Source organism: Paenibacillus xylanilyticus (assembly GCF_047246825.1).
Taxonomy (GTDB): domain Bacteria; phylum Bacillota; class Bacilli; order Paenibacillales; family Paenibacillaceae; genus Paenibacillus; species Paenibacillus xylanilyticus_B.
In genome coordinates this window covers 102,475-117,337 of the sequence record NZ_JBFOLB010000004.1, presented here as the reverse complement: position 1 = coordinate 117,337, position 14,863 = coordinate 102,475, and the positions used below count along the sequence as shown (strand labels likewise).

General features: G+C 48.1%; 16 protein-coding genes. 11 read left to right on the top strand and 5 right to left on the bottom strand.

The window, feature by feature from the left end; all coding sequences use genetic code 11:
• Positions 1–33 precede the first annotated feature (33 nt).
• Positions 34–750 carry a glycosyltransferase gene (locus AB3N00_RS23110; protein ID WP_413036694.1) on the top strand — a complete coding sequence of 239 codons (717 nt, stop codon included), beginning with the start codon at positions 34–36 and terminating at the stop codon, positions 748–750.
• A 230-nt stretch (positions 751–980) separates the two neighbouring features.
• On the opposite strand, the gene AB3N00_RS23105 is transcribed toward AB3N00_RS23110, so the two are convergent.
• Positions 981–1,151 (bottom strand): hypothetical protein, encoded by a 171-nt coding sequence (locus tag AB3N00_RS23105; RefSeq protein ID WP_413036693.1) that lies wholly within the window; start codon positions 1,149–1,151, stop codon positions 981–983.
• Positions 1,148–2,386: a glycosyltransferase family 4 protein gene (locus AB3N00_RS23100; protein WP_413036692.1), complete on the bottom strand. Its 1,239-nt coding sequence runs from the start codon at positions 2,384–2,386 to the stop codon at positions 1,148–1,150. The genes AB3N00_RS23105 and AB3N00_RS23100 overlap by 4 nt, the downstream gene beginning before the upstream one ends.
• Positions 2,387–2,565: 179 nt before the next feature.
• Between AB3N00_RS23100 and AB3N00_RS23095 the strand changes: the two genes are divergently transcribed.
• On the top strand, positions 2,566–2,925 hold the full coding sequence (locus AB3N00_RS23095) for a hypothetical protein (RefSeq protein ID WP_413036691.1): 360 nt from the start codon (positions 2,566–2,568) through the stop codon (positions 2,923–2,925).
• Between the two features lie 68 nt (positions 2,926–2,993).
• Here the strand turns inward: AB3N00_RS23095 and AB3N00_RS23090 are convergent, their stop codons facing one another.
• Positions 2,994–4,067, bottom strand: a complete 1,074-nt coding sequence (locus tag AB3N00_RS23090) for a glycosyltransferase family 4 protein (protein WP_413036690.1) — start codon at positions 4,065–4,067, stop codon at positions 2,994–2,996.
• A 360-nt stretch (positions 4,068–4,427) separates the two neighbouring features.
• Between AB3N00_RS23090 and AB3N00_RS23085 the strand changes: the two genes are divergently transcribed.
• The 6 genes from AB3N00_RS23085 (at position 4,428) to AB3N00_RS23060 (ending at position 10,254) form a co-directional block, all read left to right on the top strand.
• The gene (locus AB3N00_RS23085) at positions 4,428–5,456 is read left to right on the top strand and encodes an ABC transporter ATP-binding protein (protein ID WP_413036876.1); all 1,029 of its coding nucleotides are present in this window, start codon (positions 4,428–4,430) and stop codon (positions 5,454–5,456) included.
• Positions 5,453–6,169, top strand: a complete 717-nt coding sequence (locus tag AB3N00_RS23080) for an ABC transporter permease subunit (protein WP_413036689.1) — start codon at positions 5,453–5,455, stop codon at positions 6,167–6,169. The genes AB3N00_RS23085 and AB3N00_RS23080 overlap by 4 nt, the downstream gene beginning before the upstream one ends.
• Before the next feature lie 4 nt (positions 6,170–6,173).
• The gene (locus tag AB3N00_RS23075; protein ID WP_413036688.1) at positions 6,174–7,568 is read left to right on the top strand and encodes a GldG family protein; all 1,395 of its coding nucleotides are present in this window, start codon (positions 6,174–6,176) and stop codon (positions 7,566–7,568) included.
• On the top strand, positions 7,565–8,569 hold the full coding sequence (locus tag AB3N00_RS23070) for a DUF4340 domain-containing protein (protein WP_413036687.1): 1,005 nt from the start codon (positions 7,565–7,567) through the stop codon (positions 8,567–8,569). The genes AB3N00_RS23075 and AB3N00_RS23070 overlap by 4 nt, the downstream gene beginning before the upstream one ends.
• A gap of 184 nt (positions 8,570–8,753) precedes the next feature.
• Positions 8,754–9,773, top strand: a complete 1,020-nt coding sequence (locus AB3N00_RS23065) for a YhcN/YlaJ family sporulation lipoprotein (protein ID WP_413036686.1) — start codon at positions 8,754–8,756, stop codon at positions 9,771–9,773.
• A gap of 256 nt (positions 9,774–10,029) precedes the next feature.
• On the top strand, positions 10,030–10,254 hold the full coding sequence (locus tag AB3N00_RS23060) for a helix-turn-helix domain-containing protein (protein WP_017692532.1): 225 nt from the start codon (positions 10,030–10,032) through the stop codon (positions 10,252–10,254).
• Between the two features lie 192 nt (positions 10,255–10,446).
• Here the strand turns inward: AB3N00_RS23060 and AB3N00_RS23055 are convergent, their stop codons facing one another.
• Entirely contained in the window at positions 10,447–10,836 is a 390-nt protein-coding gene (locus AB3N00_RS23055) for a retropepsin-like aspartic protease (RefSeq protein WP_413036685.1), read from the bottom strand.
• Positions 10,833–11,093, bottom strand: coding sequence for a hypothetical protein (locus AB3N00_RS23050; RefSeq protein ID WP_413036684.1), 261 nt, complete (start codon positions 11,091–11,093; stop codon positions 10,833–10,835). The genes AB3N00_RS23055 and AB3N00_RS23050 overlap by 4 nt, the downstream gene beginning before the upstream one ends.
• Positions 11,094–12,043: 950 nt before the next feature.
• Here AB3N00_RS23050 and AB3N00_RS23045 point away from each other — a divergent pair.
• From AB3N00_RS23045 to nagA, 3 genes are read left to right on the top strand one after another with little or no spacing between them, the layout of a single operon-like run.
• Positions 12,044–12,907 (top strand): MurR/RpiR family transcriptional regulator, encoded by an 864-nt coding sequence (locus AB3N00_RS23045; protein WP_413036683.1) that lies wholly within the window; start codon positions 12,044–12,046, stop codon positions 12,905–12,907.
• A gap of 3 nt (positions 12,908–12,910) precedes the next feature.
• Positions 12,911–13,639: a glucosamine-6-phosphate deaminase gene (nagB, locus tag AB3N00_RS23040; protein WP_413036682.1), complete on the top strand. Its 729-nt coding sequence runs from the start codon at positions 12,911–12,913 to the stop codon at positions 13,637–13,639.
• A complete protein-coding gene (gene nagA / locus AB3N00_RS23035; protein WP_413036681.1) occupies positions 13,636–14,850 on the top strand; it encodes an N-acetylglucosamine-6-phosphate deacetylase in 1,215 nt (404 codons plus the stop codon). The genes nagB and nagA overlap by 4 nt, the downstream gene beginning before the upstream one ends.
• The last annotated feature ends 13 nt before the right edge of the window (positions 14,851–14,863 follow it).

The window sequence follows — 14,863 nt, the reverse complement described above, 5'->3', positions numbered from 1 at the left end:
TCGCAGAGACAGGCGGAGAAAGGGGAGGCCCGGATGGAGCCGAAAGTTTCAATTGTCATTCCGTTTTACAATTGTGCTTATATTGAGCAGGCTGTTCACAGTGCTTTGAACCAGACGTATCCTCATATCGAGGTCATCGTGGTAGATGACGGCTCTACGCAGCATGTGGAGAAGCTGGAGCCGTTTATGGAGCGCATCACATATATTCGGAAAGAGAATGGTGGAACGGCTACAGCGTTGAATGAAGGAATCAAGCGGGCGTCGGGTGACTATTTTGTCTGGCTCAGCTCCGATGATGTGATGCTGCTGGACCGTGTGGAAAAACAACTGAAATTTATGCTCAACGTAAAGGCATCGTTCTGTCATGGAGCTTACCACTATGTGAATGCAAACAGTGAATGGATGGATACGGTGCAGCCGGAAGTAGGCAGCCGTCTGGAGATGCTGCAGGTGCTGATGGAAGGTTGTCCCATTAACGGCTGCACCGTGATGCTGGAGATGGATGCATTTCATAAGTTCGGCATGTTTGACACCGAGTTCCGTTATACGCATGACTATGAAATGTGGCTAAGACTGTTTCCGGTCTATGAACTGTTCTATTTCAATGAGCCTCTGATGTGTTATCGGGTTCATGATTCGATGGGAACGAAAAGACACTTTGAGGCACTGAAAGCGGAAATGGAACTGGTTCAGGCCAAACATCGGCCGATCCTGCTTAATCTGCTTCAGGTCGGCGGTTATTGGCAGTAAGAGTTGGAACGGTGAAACGAACGACTTCGTCTTGAAAAAGAGTAGAACAGAGAGCATGCTATCTGGTCATCCCGTGTTATGGGGTCAGTTGGCATGTTCTTTTTTCATTTTTAAATTTCATCTCCAATGGAAATAACCCTCTTGTACCAAGAGGGCCAGGATGATCCGTATTATTGTAACAAGTAAGTCCAGTTCAGCCCTCTACATGTCATGTGTATTCCAAACATACATCAATCATTGGAGTTCATAATAGCCAGGGCTTCCGGGTCAGGCAAAGTGTACTCTTGGGGCAGCTTCTGTACTAATCCATTCATGGTCGCGTAGTCCACTTCAATATGTGCCGTCGAGACAGGGACGGAGAACCACCCATTGTATAGATCACTCGGTACCAGCAGTGTCATAGCCGATGACCTCCTTTTTGAATTGCTTCTTGGTAAACCTGTAACGTGCGCATGCCCATCTCCTCAAGGGAGCGATGCTGCTCCGCCCAAGCCTTGGCCTGTGCACCTACCCGTTTACGGGTGGCATCGTCCTGCAAAAGGGCGCCCAAGAGTGCGCTCAGGGAATCAGCATCCTGAGGCGGAACAACCCAGCCGGTATGTGCGGGCTCGACCATCTCTGGCATGCCTGCCGTGCCACTTACAATGACAGGAAGTCCGGCGAGCTGGGCTTCCGTTACCGAGAAGGGCTGCGTATCCTGCAGGCTGGGCTGAACATAAATGTCGGCACGGCGCAGGAACGAAGGGATGTTGTCCAATTTGCCCCAAAATACAATGTCGTCTCCGATGCCAAGATCATTGGCCTGGGAACGCAGATCATCCATCAGATTCCCCTCTCCCGCAATCCAGCAGACCCAATCGGAGCGCATCTGCTTCAGGCTGGCCAGAGCCTTAATCAGTACATGAACGCCTTTGATGAACTCCAGCCGGCCTGTGAAGGCAATGACTTTTTTGTTTGCCGGCGGGCGCTGGCGGAACCGGACCGCTGCCTGGGCGCGGTAGGCAGGAAGGTCGACAGCATAAGGAATAAGGCGGAATTTCTCTTCCGGAACCTGCAGGGATGTCAGTGTACTCTTGATCCAGTGGCTGGAGACCAGAATCAGCTCGGATTGTGCAGCGCTCCGTTGCTCCAATGAGAGGAAATAACGCCCTCGTTTGGATTGTAAATATGCCGGGAGTGTGAGCTGCGGGTTGGTATTTTGTGCATCGTAAAAGGCTTCGCGTGCAAGTGCCCCGTGATAACTAGTTACCATGGGGGTGTTATTCTTCAGAATCCGCTTCATCGCCACAGCTGCAACAGGGTCTTGTGCGTGAATGATATCGTATTGATCTACACCGAGATAGGCAGCAGCCATTTCAAATGCATATCGGTTCAGTTCGTAGTACGCCAGAAGAGAGTCGGCTGTGAATTGTGGCAGAACGGTTGGATTGAGCTTGGCTTGGAGCATGGGCCAAACGTTATCCTTGGAAAATGTCCGATTCAGGTTGCGGATATAGACTTCATTTTTCGCGCCGTTCGTACCCATAATATCGACCTCGACGCCAAGTGCCATCAACTTGTCAGCGAGCTGTTTTACATAGGTCCATATGCCTCCCATATGTGTAAGCTCCCAGTAGGTAACGAGCAGAACTTTCATAAGTACCTCCTTGTCACGGCCTGCACAGGCGGTTCTGCTATCCTTGTATTCTATGAAAGAAGCTGTGCTGAAGGCCGGGCAGGGAGGTACATCTGTCAAAAATGGGTGAATGCAACTGGCATAGGATGAGCGACTGCATAAAATACATACAGGTCGTACAAAGCAGAAGGAGGCGCAATGTGGGTGCATATGTAATGGAAGTACATGAGGGCATGCTTCAAACTGCTGTTCCGATTAAGTACGTAGATGTGGAAATTGCATTCGTAGGGGACGACGGGGCGGACGTATATGTCGGCGGGATCAGTCCAACGTGTGGAGAGTTGTATCGACATATCTTTCATATTGGAGCAGAGTCGACCGGCAGCAGCCGTAACCACATCATTCATAACCTGAATGTTTCATCCAGCATGTGGGAACTGCGAATCATCAGCAATAAAAGCAGACCCTATCATCTGGCGGTGCGGGTGTACTGCAGAAGCGCTGATGGACAAACGCTTGGCGTGCTCTCCGAGCATCAGATGATTAAGTTGGCAGACTAGAAAAATTAAATATTTAAACCAACCTAAGGCAGTTCAGAAAGGGTTCCTGAACTGCCTTTTTGCGGTACTCATGAGAAGATGCGCAGGGCTGTCATCATTTCCCGGAAGGATGTGGCATACCGGTCTGGTGAGAACGAGACGGTCATGTGCTCTCTGCCCTGTGTACGGATATATTGACGCAACTTTTGGTTACGCATGAGTTCGACCGCTTCAGTTGCTGCTGCATTGACGTCGCCCAGAGGATAGAATTTTCCGGTCTTGTTATGTGTGATAAAAGAACGTACTCCATCCGAATCAGTGCTGAGTACCGGGCAACCACAACTGATGGCTTCTGCAACTGCATAACCAAAGCCCTCAAGAAGGGATGTGGAGAGCATGATTCCTCCGGAAGCCGCAATCATGGAGTAGAATGCAGGCATCTGGGAGTGAGGAACATTGATGAAAATGCCAATGCGATCTTCCAGTCCGTATTCAGCCAGAAAGTGGCGGAACATCACTTCATCTTCGGGATTGGCCAAGCTGGGATCGTGAAACAGCCACAGTCTGGCTTCAGGAATTTTTTTGATGATTTCACTGGATATGCTCAAGTATTCTCGCCAATTTTTGTTGTGTTCCAACCGTCCAACCCAAGCCAGAACCGGATAGGGTGGTGCATCCACGGAGACTGGAGCAAACGTATCGGTGTCCAGCATATTGGGGATAACAAACCGGTGCAGCCAAGGACAGATATGAATAAACATATCGAGCAAGTGATCGGTAGGAGGCAGAACAGCAGCATCGCAGTGGGCCTGAAGGTAGGGGATCGCCATCTGTATCGTTTCCAGAGCCTGATCCCGCGTTCCGAGACCTTGGGCTTCAAATATAATTCGTCCTGTATATCCGAGTCCTCTCAATCTTCCAGGCATGCTAATGTCCGAGGTCACAATGATGGCGTCATAACGCTGACTGTGAACCAAAAAACGTATCTCCTCATCACTGGATGCGGTGAAGACCGGAGTGCCGCTGTTGTTCTGCAATCCCGAGCCTGTGTAGAGATATAATACATGCGCTTCGATTCCATGACGTTGCAGAACGGCTGTCCGCAATCGGTTCAAGGTATCCACGCCACCACTTGGTACAAAAAACGTGAATAATACTTTCACACGGTTCACCCTCTGACTTTTGTGCAGGAACTCATACTCCTGAGCATTTTGTATAAATCCAATAAGCGACTTCCAATCTTCAATATATAGATCGAAATGGTCTATATATTGTACCCTGGAGCGAGTGGAATCGAATTATGCAAAATGCTGACTCCTGTATTGTATGGTACGTTGCCCCAATGCACAGGGTGTGGGTGAAACCTAATTTGTTCACATTTTAGACACAAATTTTTAATCTTTTTTTTAAGTGTCATTAAGCTGGGTTTAGAATACAACCCGTAAGATACAAGGAGCTTCCCGTGTTGACCATCTGAATCGCTTGATGGCACACGGGTATTTTAACGGGAAAGGATGAATAATGTGCTCGAAGTGAAACAGGTCAGCAAAGTGTATGATGGACGGCGCGGCGTACATCAACTGGATTTCACAATGGAGCGCGGTGAGATTGTTGGTTTTCTGGGACCCAATGGTGCCGGTAAAACAACAACAATGCGCATGATCACCGGCTACCTGCAGCCCACCGCCGGCTCGATCGTGGTGGATGGCCAATCGGTGCATGATCAAGGCCGGACTGTTCGTTCCAAGATCGGTTACCTTCCGGAGACCCCGCCCCTATATCCGGACATGACGGTGCAGTCCTATCTGAAATTTGTCGCGAATCTGAGAGATGTCCCGGCACGTGAAATCAAACTGCGGGTCAGTGAGATGGTAAGCAGGCTGGGCCTTCAGGGACGGGAGAAACAATTGGTGCGCGGATTATCCAAGGGATATAAACAGCGTCTTGGACTGGCAGGAGCCATCATTCACAAGCCAGATTTGCTCGTACTTGATGAACCCACATCAGGACTGGACCCAAACCAGATTATTGAGATTCGTGATTTGATCCGGGAGCTCGGCCAAAATCACACGGTGCTGCTAAGCACACATATTTTGCCTGAAGTAAGCACGCTATGTAATCGCATGTTGATCATTAATCAGGGACAACTTGTACTCGACGGTTCACCACAACACTTCGGTTCATCAATGGGTGACCAGTTTAAGGTATCCATTGAAGTTAAGGCAACAGAGCAGCAATTACATAACTTGCTGGCACCTTGGGAGAAGGTGCGGAGTGAAGTCATTGAACCATCGGACGGAAATCGCAGCACAGAGCAGCAAGAAACGGTCAGAATGCTGCTTACCGGTGAATCGCCAGACGATTTCCGGGAAGAGCTGTTTTACCTATTGTCAGGAGCCGGATTGCCCATTCTGGAGATGAGAAAGGAAAATCTCAGTCTGGAGCAGATCTTCCTGAAACTGACTACAACGGAAACAGATGCTGAGTCATCCGATGTAAATGACATGAAGGAAGAACCGGCGGTTTCCCCCACAGAGGAGGAATCCAAATGAGACGAATGATGGCGATTTGCAACAAGGAACTTCAGGCGTATTTTCTGTCACCAACGTCGTATTTTGCCTTCGCGGTTTATGTATTGATGACAAGTTTATTATTCTACTCCAGTTTCGTGTATTACCAGCCAAGTATCGTGGATTATCGTCTGGTTCTGGGTGATACCTTATCCATGTTACTGTTTGTGGTGCCTTTATTGACCATGAGACTGGTTGCAGAGGAGTTCAGGCAGGGAACGGATGAACTGCTGCTGACCTCGCCGGCTCGGGTGACGGAAGTGATATTTGGTAAGTATCTGGCTTCGCTGGCCATTCTGCTGGTGCTGATCTTGTGCAGTCTGGTCTATCCGTTCATCATGTCATTCTTTGGAGATTTGGACTTGGTCTCTGTATGGCTGTCGGCGCTGGGGCTCTTTTTCTTAGGCGGAAGCATGATGGCAATTGGATTGTTTGCATCAACGTTATCCCAGCATCAGATGGTATCTGCGGTAGCCGGTTTTATTATTTTGCTCGTATTGTGGATGCTTGATTCATTTGCAGGCAATACCGGATCCGCTTTACAGCAATGGCTTGATCCATTTGCACTGACGAACCGGTTTGACAGCTTCACGAAGGGGGTGCTCAGTGGTCCGGATATCTTGTATTATGTAACGCTGTCAGGTGTATTCCTGCTACTCAGCATTCAAATCGTGGAACGGAAGCGGTGGAGGTGAGAAGATGAAAAAATGGTTAAGTCATACCAACAGTACAGTGTTGTCTGTAGCGGTCATCGGCATATTTATTTTGCTTACGCTGTTTCTGAATTCACTTGGCGGATTCCAGCTGGATCTGACATCAAACAAACAATACACCTTATCGGACCAGTCTCTCACCGCGATCAAGAATGTAAAGGATGATGTCAGCATTAAGGTATTAACGGTTGAAAATGCGAATAATACCGTCTTGAATCGCGAAGTGACTGACATGGTTCAGGAGTATACCAAGCGGAACAGCAAGCTGAAGATGGAACAATTTAATCTTACCCAAGAACCGACGCTTGCTTCGAAGTATGGCATCACAGGCAGTTCGATCGTCCTGGAACAGGGAGATCAGTACAAAGTCGTTGATATTGCCAGTCTGTTCACAGCAGTTGGGGATGGAAGTGATGGGTCATACCAGTTTACAGGGGAGGAAAAGTTAACACAGGCATTGATGAATTTGTCCTCCACCGAAATGAAGAAAATGGTGTTCCTGACAGGGCATGAGGAACTTGGTCTGGATCAGCTGACCACACTGCGATCGTCCCTGGAACAGAACAATATCACAACAGAAGAGCTGCAGCTGAGTCAGGCAGGAGTAGTTCCTGAAGATGCAGATATACTTGCCATCATCGGACCGCAGCGTGACATCAGTGATGCTGAATTAAAAGCGATTCGAACCTATTTGAGCAATGGGGGCAAACTCATGATGTCCCTTGGTTTTGTGGAGGATATGAAATCCAGCTGGAAAAACATTGACACCCTTATGGCTGATTATGGCATTGTGGATGAACATGCCGTTATGGTGGACAACCAGCAAGCCAGCACGATGGGACCGTTATGGGTCGTGCCGGAGTACGGTACGCATGCAATTACAGACAAACTGTCGGATAGCAAACTATATCCGATGTTATCCCTATCCATTGCCCTGACAAGCAAGGAGCAGGAAAAGTATACCCTGTCCCCTTTGATTCATTCTTCGAATGATAGTTATGGCGAGACGAATATTGAAGGTTTGCTGCAAAATGAAACTGCAAATGATCCGGATCAGGATATTCAGGGTCCTGTTGAACTGGGGTATGCAGCGGATACGACCGATGGCAAACCCAAAGCCGTGATTTTGGGGTCATCCATTTTCATGCAGGATTCGGAGATTGGCAATGGCGGGAACCGTGACTTTATTTTGAATACCGTCAACTATTTAAGTGAAAAAGAGGACGGAGTGACGATTCGTCCACGTGTGCAGGCTGGTTATGAAGTTGCCTACCTGGATGGTAAGCAGGCCAGAACGATTTTCTTCGTAGCCATTGTGGGTTTCCCACTCATCTTTGTTATCATAGGTGTATTCTTATGGTGGAGGCGCAGACGCGTATGAAAAAATGGGTCCCGACAGTCTTGGTCGTATTGGTACTGATTGTGGGCTGGGTTTATGCGGCCAATCAGAATTATTTTCGCGAAGAGGAAGCAGAGAATGTCAAGTTGCTCGGCATTCAGTCTGATGACGTACAGTCCATTATCATCCATGAACCGAGTACAGACACGACGGAAGCAGAGGCTTCTCCCTCTTCATCAGCGTTGGAATTGAAAGATGGCGTGTGGAGCATGGTGGAACCCAAGGCATACCCGCTTAACGGTTATACGATCAGCAGCTGGCTTGAAGCGCTAAGCGGTGCGGATCAGGAACTGGTTGTGGAAGAGACACCGACTGATCTCGAGAAGTATGGCCTGGGTTCGAATGCAACGCGTCTGGATATCAAACTGAAGGATAGCCGTGACATCACATTGACAATCGGTGGGCAACTGCCTGCAGATGACGCACGTTATGTGCAGGTAGATTCCGGTCCTGTCGTTGCTGTTCAGTCGGAAACGATTGGCAATATGGAGCTGACACGACGTGATCTGCTGGATACGACCCCATTTAATCTCGATGAAACGAATGTCACCTCCCTGGAATGGGAAGGCGAAGCAGCAACCTGGATGCTGAAGTCGGCTGCGGAGGACGGTGCCACCGAGCGGACATGGACGCTGAATGGTGAACCGATTGAATCCACAGATGCTGTATCTCTTATTGGCAAAATTAAAAACCTGTCCACTGCGGACGATGTCCGTAAAGCTTCTGAACTGAAAGATACAGTGCCACGGTTTACACTTTCTGTGGAGCAGACTGTAAATGGAGAGACCGTAACAGACGTTTATCGGGGGCTTACCCTTCCATCCGAACCGGATCTGATCTATGTGATCACACCAGACGGTCAGTGGGCATACGCCCTTCAGGCAGATACTCTGCAGGATGCGGAGAACTTCCCTGATACGCTGAAGGCGTCAGATACATCAACGGAAGCCACAGGCGAAGATTCCACGTCATCTGCCGAGTAGGAACGGGAATCCGGATAGATAGTACGGAAAAGTTTATAGAAAGCGGTGCAGCACGTATAGTGCAAGCATCGCTTTTTTCTGTTGATTTTTGCAGGCTCGGGTACCAAATCCTTTCAGCATATCGGGGAAACCAGAAGCGCATCCTAACGTTGTGACCTAAACCATACACATTGGAGGATGAGACATGCCAGCAGCCAAAAAGGCGAAAGCAATCAGCTTATCGTTGTCTACAGCGATTTTTGTAATGGCCGGATTAACAGGTTGTGGTGATGGCCGGGATAACAACAATTTGCAAACCAATAATGCGGGCCAGGAAGTTAGAGGGCTCAATCGTTATGGTGTGGAGACCAATGGAATGGATGGAATTCGTGCCAAAAGTTATCGTATGCACAATGTCACTGACCTGAAATCCAGTGATGAACTGGCGAAGCGAATTACCGAAATGAAAGAAATCAAGTCGGCCAATGTCCTGTTAACAGACCGTAACGCTTATGTTGCTGTCCGCCTGACAGACGGTCACAATGGCAAGATGGACAGTCAAGCTAATGGGAACGGTAGAGGTAACCAGAACAGCACCATGAACGGTACGATACGTAATCGCGCAAGCGGAACCATGCGCAGTGAGAGCATGAACCAGGATATGGGTGGTATGCGTGTACATGCAGGCGATGGAACCATGTCTCCCTACACGACTAGTGGTATCGCTCCCGGGTTGAACACAGGTTCGGCTACGGACCGCAGTCATATGGGGAACGACCGCAGCATTTATGGAACCATGGGTACCGGAACAATCGGCATGATGCGCGGGTTGACGAATACGGGCAGAGACCGCACGATGAGTGATGGCCGCTATGGTATGCAGAGTGAGGGACAGAACGCAGGGCAGCGCCAGGACAACTCGGATGACAACACGTCCGAAGAGATCAAAGGCAAAGTTGCTGCAAAAATCAAGCAGTTTGCTCCGAATGTGGAGAATGTCTATGTATCCGCCAATCCGGATTTCGTTGATCATGTGCAGACATATGCCGACGATATTCGGAACGGAAAGCCGGTTAGCGGCATGATTGATACGTTCCAGTCGATGGTTGAGCGCATTTTCCCAACCAATGCGATGGATCAGCGCCGTGACGGTATTCTCGGTGATGGCATGATGAACCGCAACAATAATAATGATGGCATCATGAATCCTAATAATGGTCGGTAGAAGATAGCTGAACAAATGTGCCTTTGCGCGGATGGGAACATCAGTGGCAGAGGCATGTTTTGTTTCATAAACTGAACTCTGCAACATGCACAGGTTACATAACTCTATACTGCTCTTCCTTTACCTATAACGAACAAAATGACTGCCCATTTTTTTCATAAAACTGAACCATCGCCCTTGACCTGACATAAGATGAGTTGACTGTATCCCCTTAACCTTGTTACACCAACACAACCCGAGCAAGGAGGGGTGAACATTGAAGGGTATCGATCATAAAAGCAAATTTTTGTTGACCCACCGTGAACGCGAAGTATTCGAATTGCTGGTTCAGGACAAAACGACGCGTGACATCGCAGGGCAGTTATTCATCAGCGAGAAAACGGTGCGTAACCATATTTCGAATGTGATGCAGAAACTCAATGTTAAGGGTCGTTCGCAAGCAGTTGTAGAGCTGATTAAGCTCGGAGAACTGAAGATCTGACGCGAATAACAGTTAGGAAGTTGAAGCAGCATGAAAGCCTTTCTCTATTCTTTATCATGAAGAATGGGGCAAGGCTTTTATGCTATTGGACTATAGCTTATTCAAATAGGATGATCGACTGTTCCGGGATAGAGAGCTGGCTATACAAAAATAAGCCATATAATGACAACCATCCAAAAGTTATCACTTGGCTTATGTTGAGAATTGAATATCCATTAATTCAAAATCGACTTTACAGGAGGCTCTAATCATAAAATCAATGCCAACAATACCGTCAAAGCCATAAGGTTCTTGAATTGAACCAAGTTGAATTGGGAAATCTGTCAAAGCAACATGCTCAATGCTAAGGTCGGGAATCCGTTGTTCATAGCAAATTTCGCTCGTTCCCCCCACTCCATACATTCGCTTTGCTCTTCCATTTATAAAATCAATGTGGATACCTAATTCAGCGAGTTTATCGGTATCAAAAACGGTTGCCGCACAGCCTGTATCAAATAGAACGTTGTGTAATACAATGGTTTGATCCTTTTTGGTCAAGGTTAAGGAAACGATAGGTAAACCATGCTGAAGTTGTATTTTCATGTACGCTGCCGTACTCCTGAGAAAAATTCCTCTACAACTTCAACGTCGCTTCTGCTCGTATGGAATACATACAACTCACGTGTCGGGTGGAGCTTGTGCAACTCTTTATAGCCACTCCATGCTTCTTGCGGATTATCGTAATCTTGAATCACCGCCATATCCTCTAACTGACGTATACGGTTGCTGGAGCTTGCCTTGATTGCTTCAACCACTACAAAACGACCTGGATGCAATTCAGTGATCTCTCCCCATTTCATCGGCTTCACCTCGCTTGGATGTAGTATTTTTATTATAGCATAGTTACTCAAGGATGAAGGAAGTGAGCACGGTGCGTAATGGTTCAATTTAGAGTTTTATGAATGGAAATAGTTAATTACTTCTTTTAGTAACTCGAGAGGAGATTCTAAGAAGAAAACTTTGTAAAATCACTTGTAGAAGATAAACTGGGATATCTGATGAACAGTTTTATTTGGACTAATCTGAGGTGTAATACATTTAAAGTATTTTTCTTGTGAACTTCAAACCTTTGAGATGAGTTGAGCCTGAATTTATATGATTAAGTTAAAGGAATTGAATTGAATTCACTCCAAAGTCTTTCTCTATTCTTGAACAAGAATAAGGGGAAGGCTTTTTTATATCCTGAAAAGAAACGAACTTCCTACATCAAGTGATCCTTTCAAAATAAATGATCTCCATTTTCTCTTCGAAAAAGGTTGATAAAAGAGCTGCTCCAATTCTTCGTACCCGGTTTCATCCAGATGCAGGCAGAGTGCTTTTTTGGCAATTTTGGCGGCTGGTTGAGAAACGGTTTTTCGACTTCCCGCTTTTCGCTTGACCGGAATGTGATACTGCAGCAAATCTTCGAGGCGGTCCCAGCCTTCCCAGCTTAATCTTCCGCCACGTTTCCAGTCAATTGCATACAGGGCATAATAGTCCCGGCCTCCACATGACCCAGGTGGAAGGGATGATCTTTTGACGTTGTCGTTGATTCACTTGGAGGTGCTCCTTCACTGATTCATAATCTGCCTTCATATTAACTATAAGCCTTACGTCTTGTCAGCTTCAAGGAGCTTCACAGCAAATTCTCTTTTCAATAATGGCATAAACCTCTTGATTTGCAGATTGAGCTTGATTAAAATAAAATCATAAAAATAATTTTCTCTTATTTATATAAAAATATAAAAATTATTTTCAGAGGAGATAACTCATGGCAGCCATCATACATGCGTTACAGCAGGAGCTGGATGGACTTCCATCGCAGGAAAGGCGAATTGCAGAGGTCATTTTGCAATCCCCGTCTGATATACCGGGCTGGACCATTAATTATCTCGCACAACAGAGTGGTACCAGTCCGGCTACAGTCACCCGCTTCTGCAAATCATTCCACTTCAAGGGTTTCCCTGATTTCAAAATGAAGCTTGCCGCAGAGCTGTCTCATTCAACCGACAAAACAGCCTATCAGGATATCGTGGCAGGTAACCCTTTGTCCAAGATTGTGGAGGCTATAGAAGCCAACCATCTTGCCTCCATTGCGGATACCACCCGATTGTTGGATTTGGGCAGATTGGAACATGCGGTTCGGTTATTATGCCACGCCCGCCGCATTGACCTGTACGGTGTCGCCACTTCGTCGATTGTTACACAGGATTTCTACCAAAAACTTGTGCGAATCGGCAAAAGCTGTACCGCCTTCTCGGATTCACATATGCAGATTACTTCGGCTTCCTCACTGAGTGAGGGGGATGTGGCCATGGCGGTATCTTACTCGGGGGAAACACCGGAGACCATCGATGCCTTGCATTGTGCCAAACAGGCGGGAGCCGCCACGATCTCGCTTACTTCTTATGGTAACAACAAACTTGCGGCAGTATCCGATATTCCGCTGTTCACGTCTTCGCTTGAAGAAGGCATGAGACGGGGAGATATGGCTTCCCGCATCGCGCTGCTGCATGTCATTGATATTTTGTTCACAGGCATGGTGAGTGCTGATTTCGACCTTTTTATTCCCAAGTTGGAACAATCGTATCACAATGTACAATCCTATCGAGTTCAACATAATGGAGGTGCTTGAGAGATGAACATACGTATTTTTGAAAATGAAGAAGATCTGAATGTTACAGGTGCCGGCTTGATTGCCAGCTTGCTGCAAACGAAACCAAGGGCCGTGCTGGGACTCGCTACGGGAAGTTCTCCGGTAGGCATTTATAAACAGCTCATTAACTTGTATCAGAAGGGGCTGGTGAGTTTCGCACAGGCTTCTTCCTTCAATCTGGATGAGTATGTCGGGCTTCCGGTGGAGCATCAGGAGAGTTATCGCAGCTTCATGAATGAGCAGTTGTTCCATCATATTGATATCGATCTGGCCAAAACCCATGTGCCGAATGGGCAGGCATCCGATCTGGACCAGGAATGTGCCATGTATGAACAGCGGCTGGATGATCGTGGGCCTGTAGACCTTCAGCTGCTGGGTATCGGACATAATGGTCACATTGGCTTCAACGAGCCGGGGAACGAATTGACGGGACGCACCCATGTGGTGGATCTCAAAGAAGAGACACGCAAGGCGAACGCCCGTTTTTTTGAAAGTATCGATGAAGTTCCTGCTCAGGCAATCACGATGGGCGTAGGTACGATTCTGAAGGCCAAACAAATTCTGCTGATCGCACGTGGCGAGGAAAAGGCAGAAATTATTCGCGAAGCCTTTATGGGGCCCATTACAACCCAATGCCCGGCTTCTTTGCTGCAATGCCATCCGAACGTAGTTGTTCTGCTGGATCGTGCCGCAGGGAGGTTAGTAAAATGAACGAGTCAAGTAAAGCCCATTTGGGAAAAGAGAGCGGCAGCCCCATTTATCTTCTTCGCGGTAAAATGGTACTGCCTGACGGTCTGGCGCAGGACGGCCTGCTCGCCTGGACCGAAGGAAAAATTGTGTACGCCGGCTCACCGGAAGGGCTGCCGGCATCGATTCATCGTGAGGCGGTATCCTTGCCTGTACCGGATGGGGGCGTTATTGTCCCCGGATTCATTGATATCCATGTCCATGGCGGCAATGGAGAGGACTTCATGGATGCGAATAAGGAAGTGCTGGACAAGATTACTTCATTCCACAGCACGCAGGGAACAACCGCCATGCTTGCAACGTCCATGACCGCTCCAAAGGACAGATTGGATCAGGTGCTGGCTGAAGTGGATCGGTATCGTTCCGAGCCGATGCCATACGCCCAGCTGGAAGGCGTGCATCTGGAAGGTCCTTTTTTCAGTCCGAAATGGCCTGGTGCGCAGAATCCGGAACATATTGTACTGCCCAATGTATCATGGCTGGAAGCATGGGAAAAACAATATCCCGGCTTGATCCGTCAAGTGACGCTGGCACCGGAGCGTGAAGGGGCACTTGAAGTCATTGCATGGCTGCGGCAGCAGCGGATTACGGCAGCGCTCGGTCACACGGATGCAACTTACGAAGAGGTAGAGCGGGCGGTTGAAGCCGGGCTGCATCATGCGGTACATACGTACAATGCGATGACTCCGCTGCATCATCGCAATCCCGGAGCTGCGGGAGCGGTGCTGAGTGATCCGCGAATTAGCGCTGAAGTCATTGCAGATGGCATTCATGTGCACCCTGCGGCAATCTCGATCCTGGCCCAGCTCAAACAGTCTGCCGATCAGATCGTACTGATTACAGATGCGATGTCTGCTGCCGGGCTGGAGGACGGAGAATACAAAATCGGCGACCTGCCCGTGATTGTGAAGGAAGGCGTAGCCAGATTGAAGGACGGAGGCGCACTGGCCGGAAGCACACTGACGATGATTCGTGGTTTCCGCTATTTGGTACAGGAGGTGGGCATGAGCCTGAATGCTGCATCCCGCGCAGCCAGTCTCACGCCGGCGCGACTGCTTGGGATCAATCATCGTACGGGTTCCTTGGTTCAAGGAAAACAGGCAGATATTGTTTTGCTGAACGAGGAATTGAATATTGAGGGTGTATGGGTGAAGGGCAGACAGATCTGCGGTTAAGCCAGCGGATGGG

What these genes read in the sequence shown, in the direction of transcription:
- AB3N00_RS23110 (WP_413036694.1), top strand. Translation starts at nt 34, where the DNA reads ATGGAGCCGAAAGTTTCAATTGTCATTCCGTTTTACAATTGTGCTTAT.
- AB3N00_RS23105 (WP_413036693.1), bottom strand. Translation starts at nt 1,151, where the DNA reads ATGACACTGCTGGTACCGAGTGATCTATACAATGGGTGGTTCTCCGTC.
- AB3N00_RS23100 (WP_413036692.1), bottom strand. Translation starts at nt 2,386, where the DNA reads ATGAAAGTTCTGCTCGTTACCTACTGGGAGCTTACACATATGGGAGGC.
- AB3N00_RS23080 (WP_413036689.1), top strand. Translation starts at nt 5,453, where the DNA reads ATGAGACGAATGATGGCGATTTGCAACAAGGAACTTCAGGCGTATTTT.
- AB3N00_RS23075 (WP_413036688.1), top strand. Translation starts at nt 6,174, where the DNA reads ATGAAAAAATGGTTAAGTCATACCAACAGTACAGTGTTGTCTGTAGCG.
- AB3N00_RS23070 (WP_413036687.1), top strand. Translation starts at nt 7,565, where the DNA reads ATGAAAAAATGGGTCCCGACAGTCTTGGTCGTATTGGTACTGATTGTG.
- AB3N00_RS23065 (WP_413036686.1), top strand. Translation starts at nt 8,754, where the DNA reads ATGCCAGCAGCCAAAAAGGCGAAAGCAATCAGCTTATCGTTGTCTACA.
- AB3N00_RS23055 (WP_413036685.1), bottom strand. Translation starts at nt 10,836, where the DNA reads ATGAAAATACAACTTCAGCATGGTTTACCTATCGTTTCCTTAACCTTG.
- AB3N00_RS23050 (WP_413036684.1), bottom strand. Translation starts at nt 11,093, where the DNA reads ATGAAATGGGGAGAGATCACTGAATTGCATCCAGGTCGTTTTGTAGTG.
- AB3N00_RS23045 (WP_413036683.1), top strand. Translation starts at nt 12,044, where the DNA reads ATGGCAGCCATCATACATGCGTTACAGCAGGAGCTGGATGGACTTCCA.
- nagB (WP_413036682.1), top strand. Translation starts at nt 12,911, where the DNA reads ATGAACATACGTATTTTTGAAAATGAAGAAGATCTGAATGTTACAGGT.
- nagA (WP_413036681.1), top strand. Translation starts at nt 13,636, where the DNA reads ATGAACGAGTCAAGTAAAGCCCATTTGGGAAAAGAGAGCGGCAGCCCC.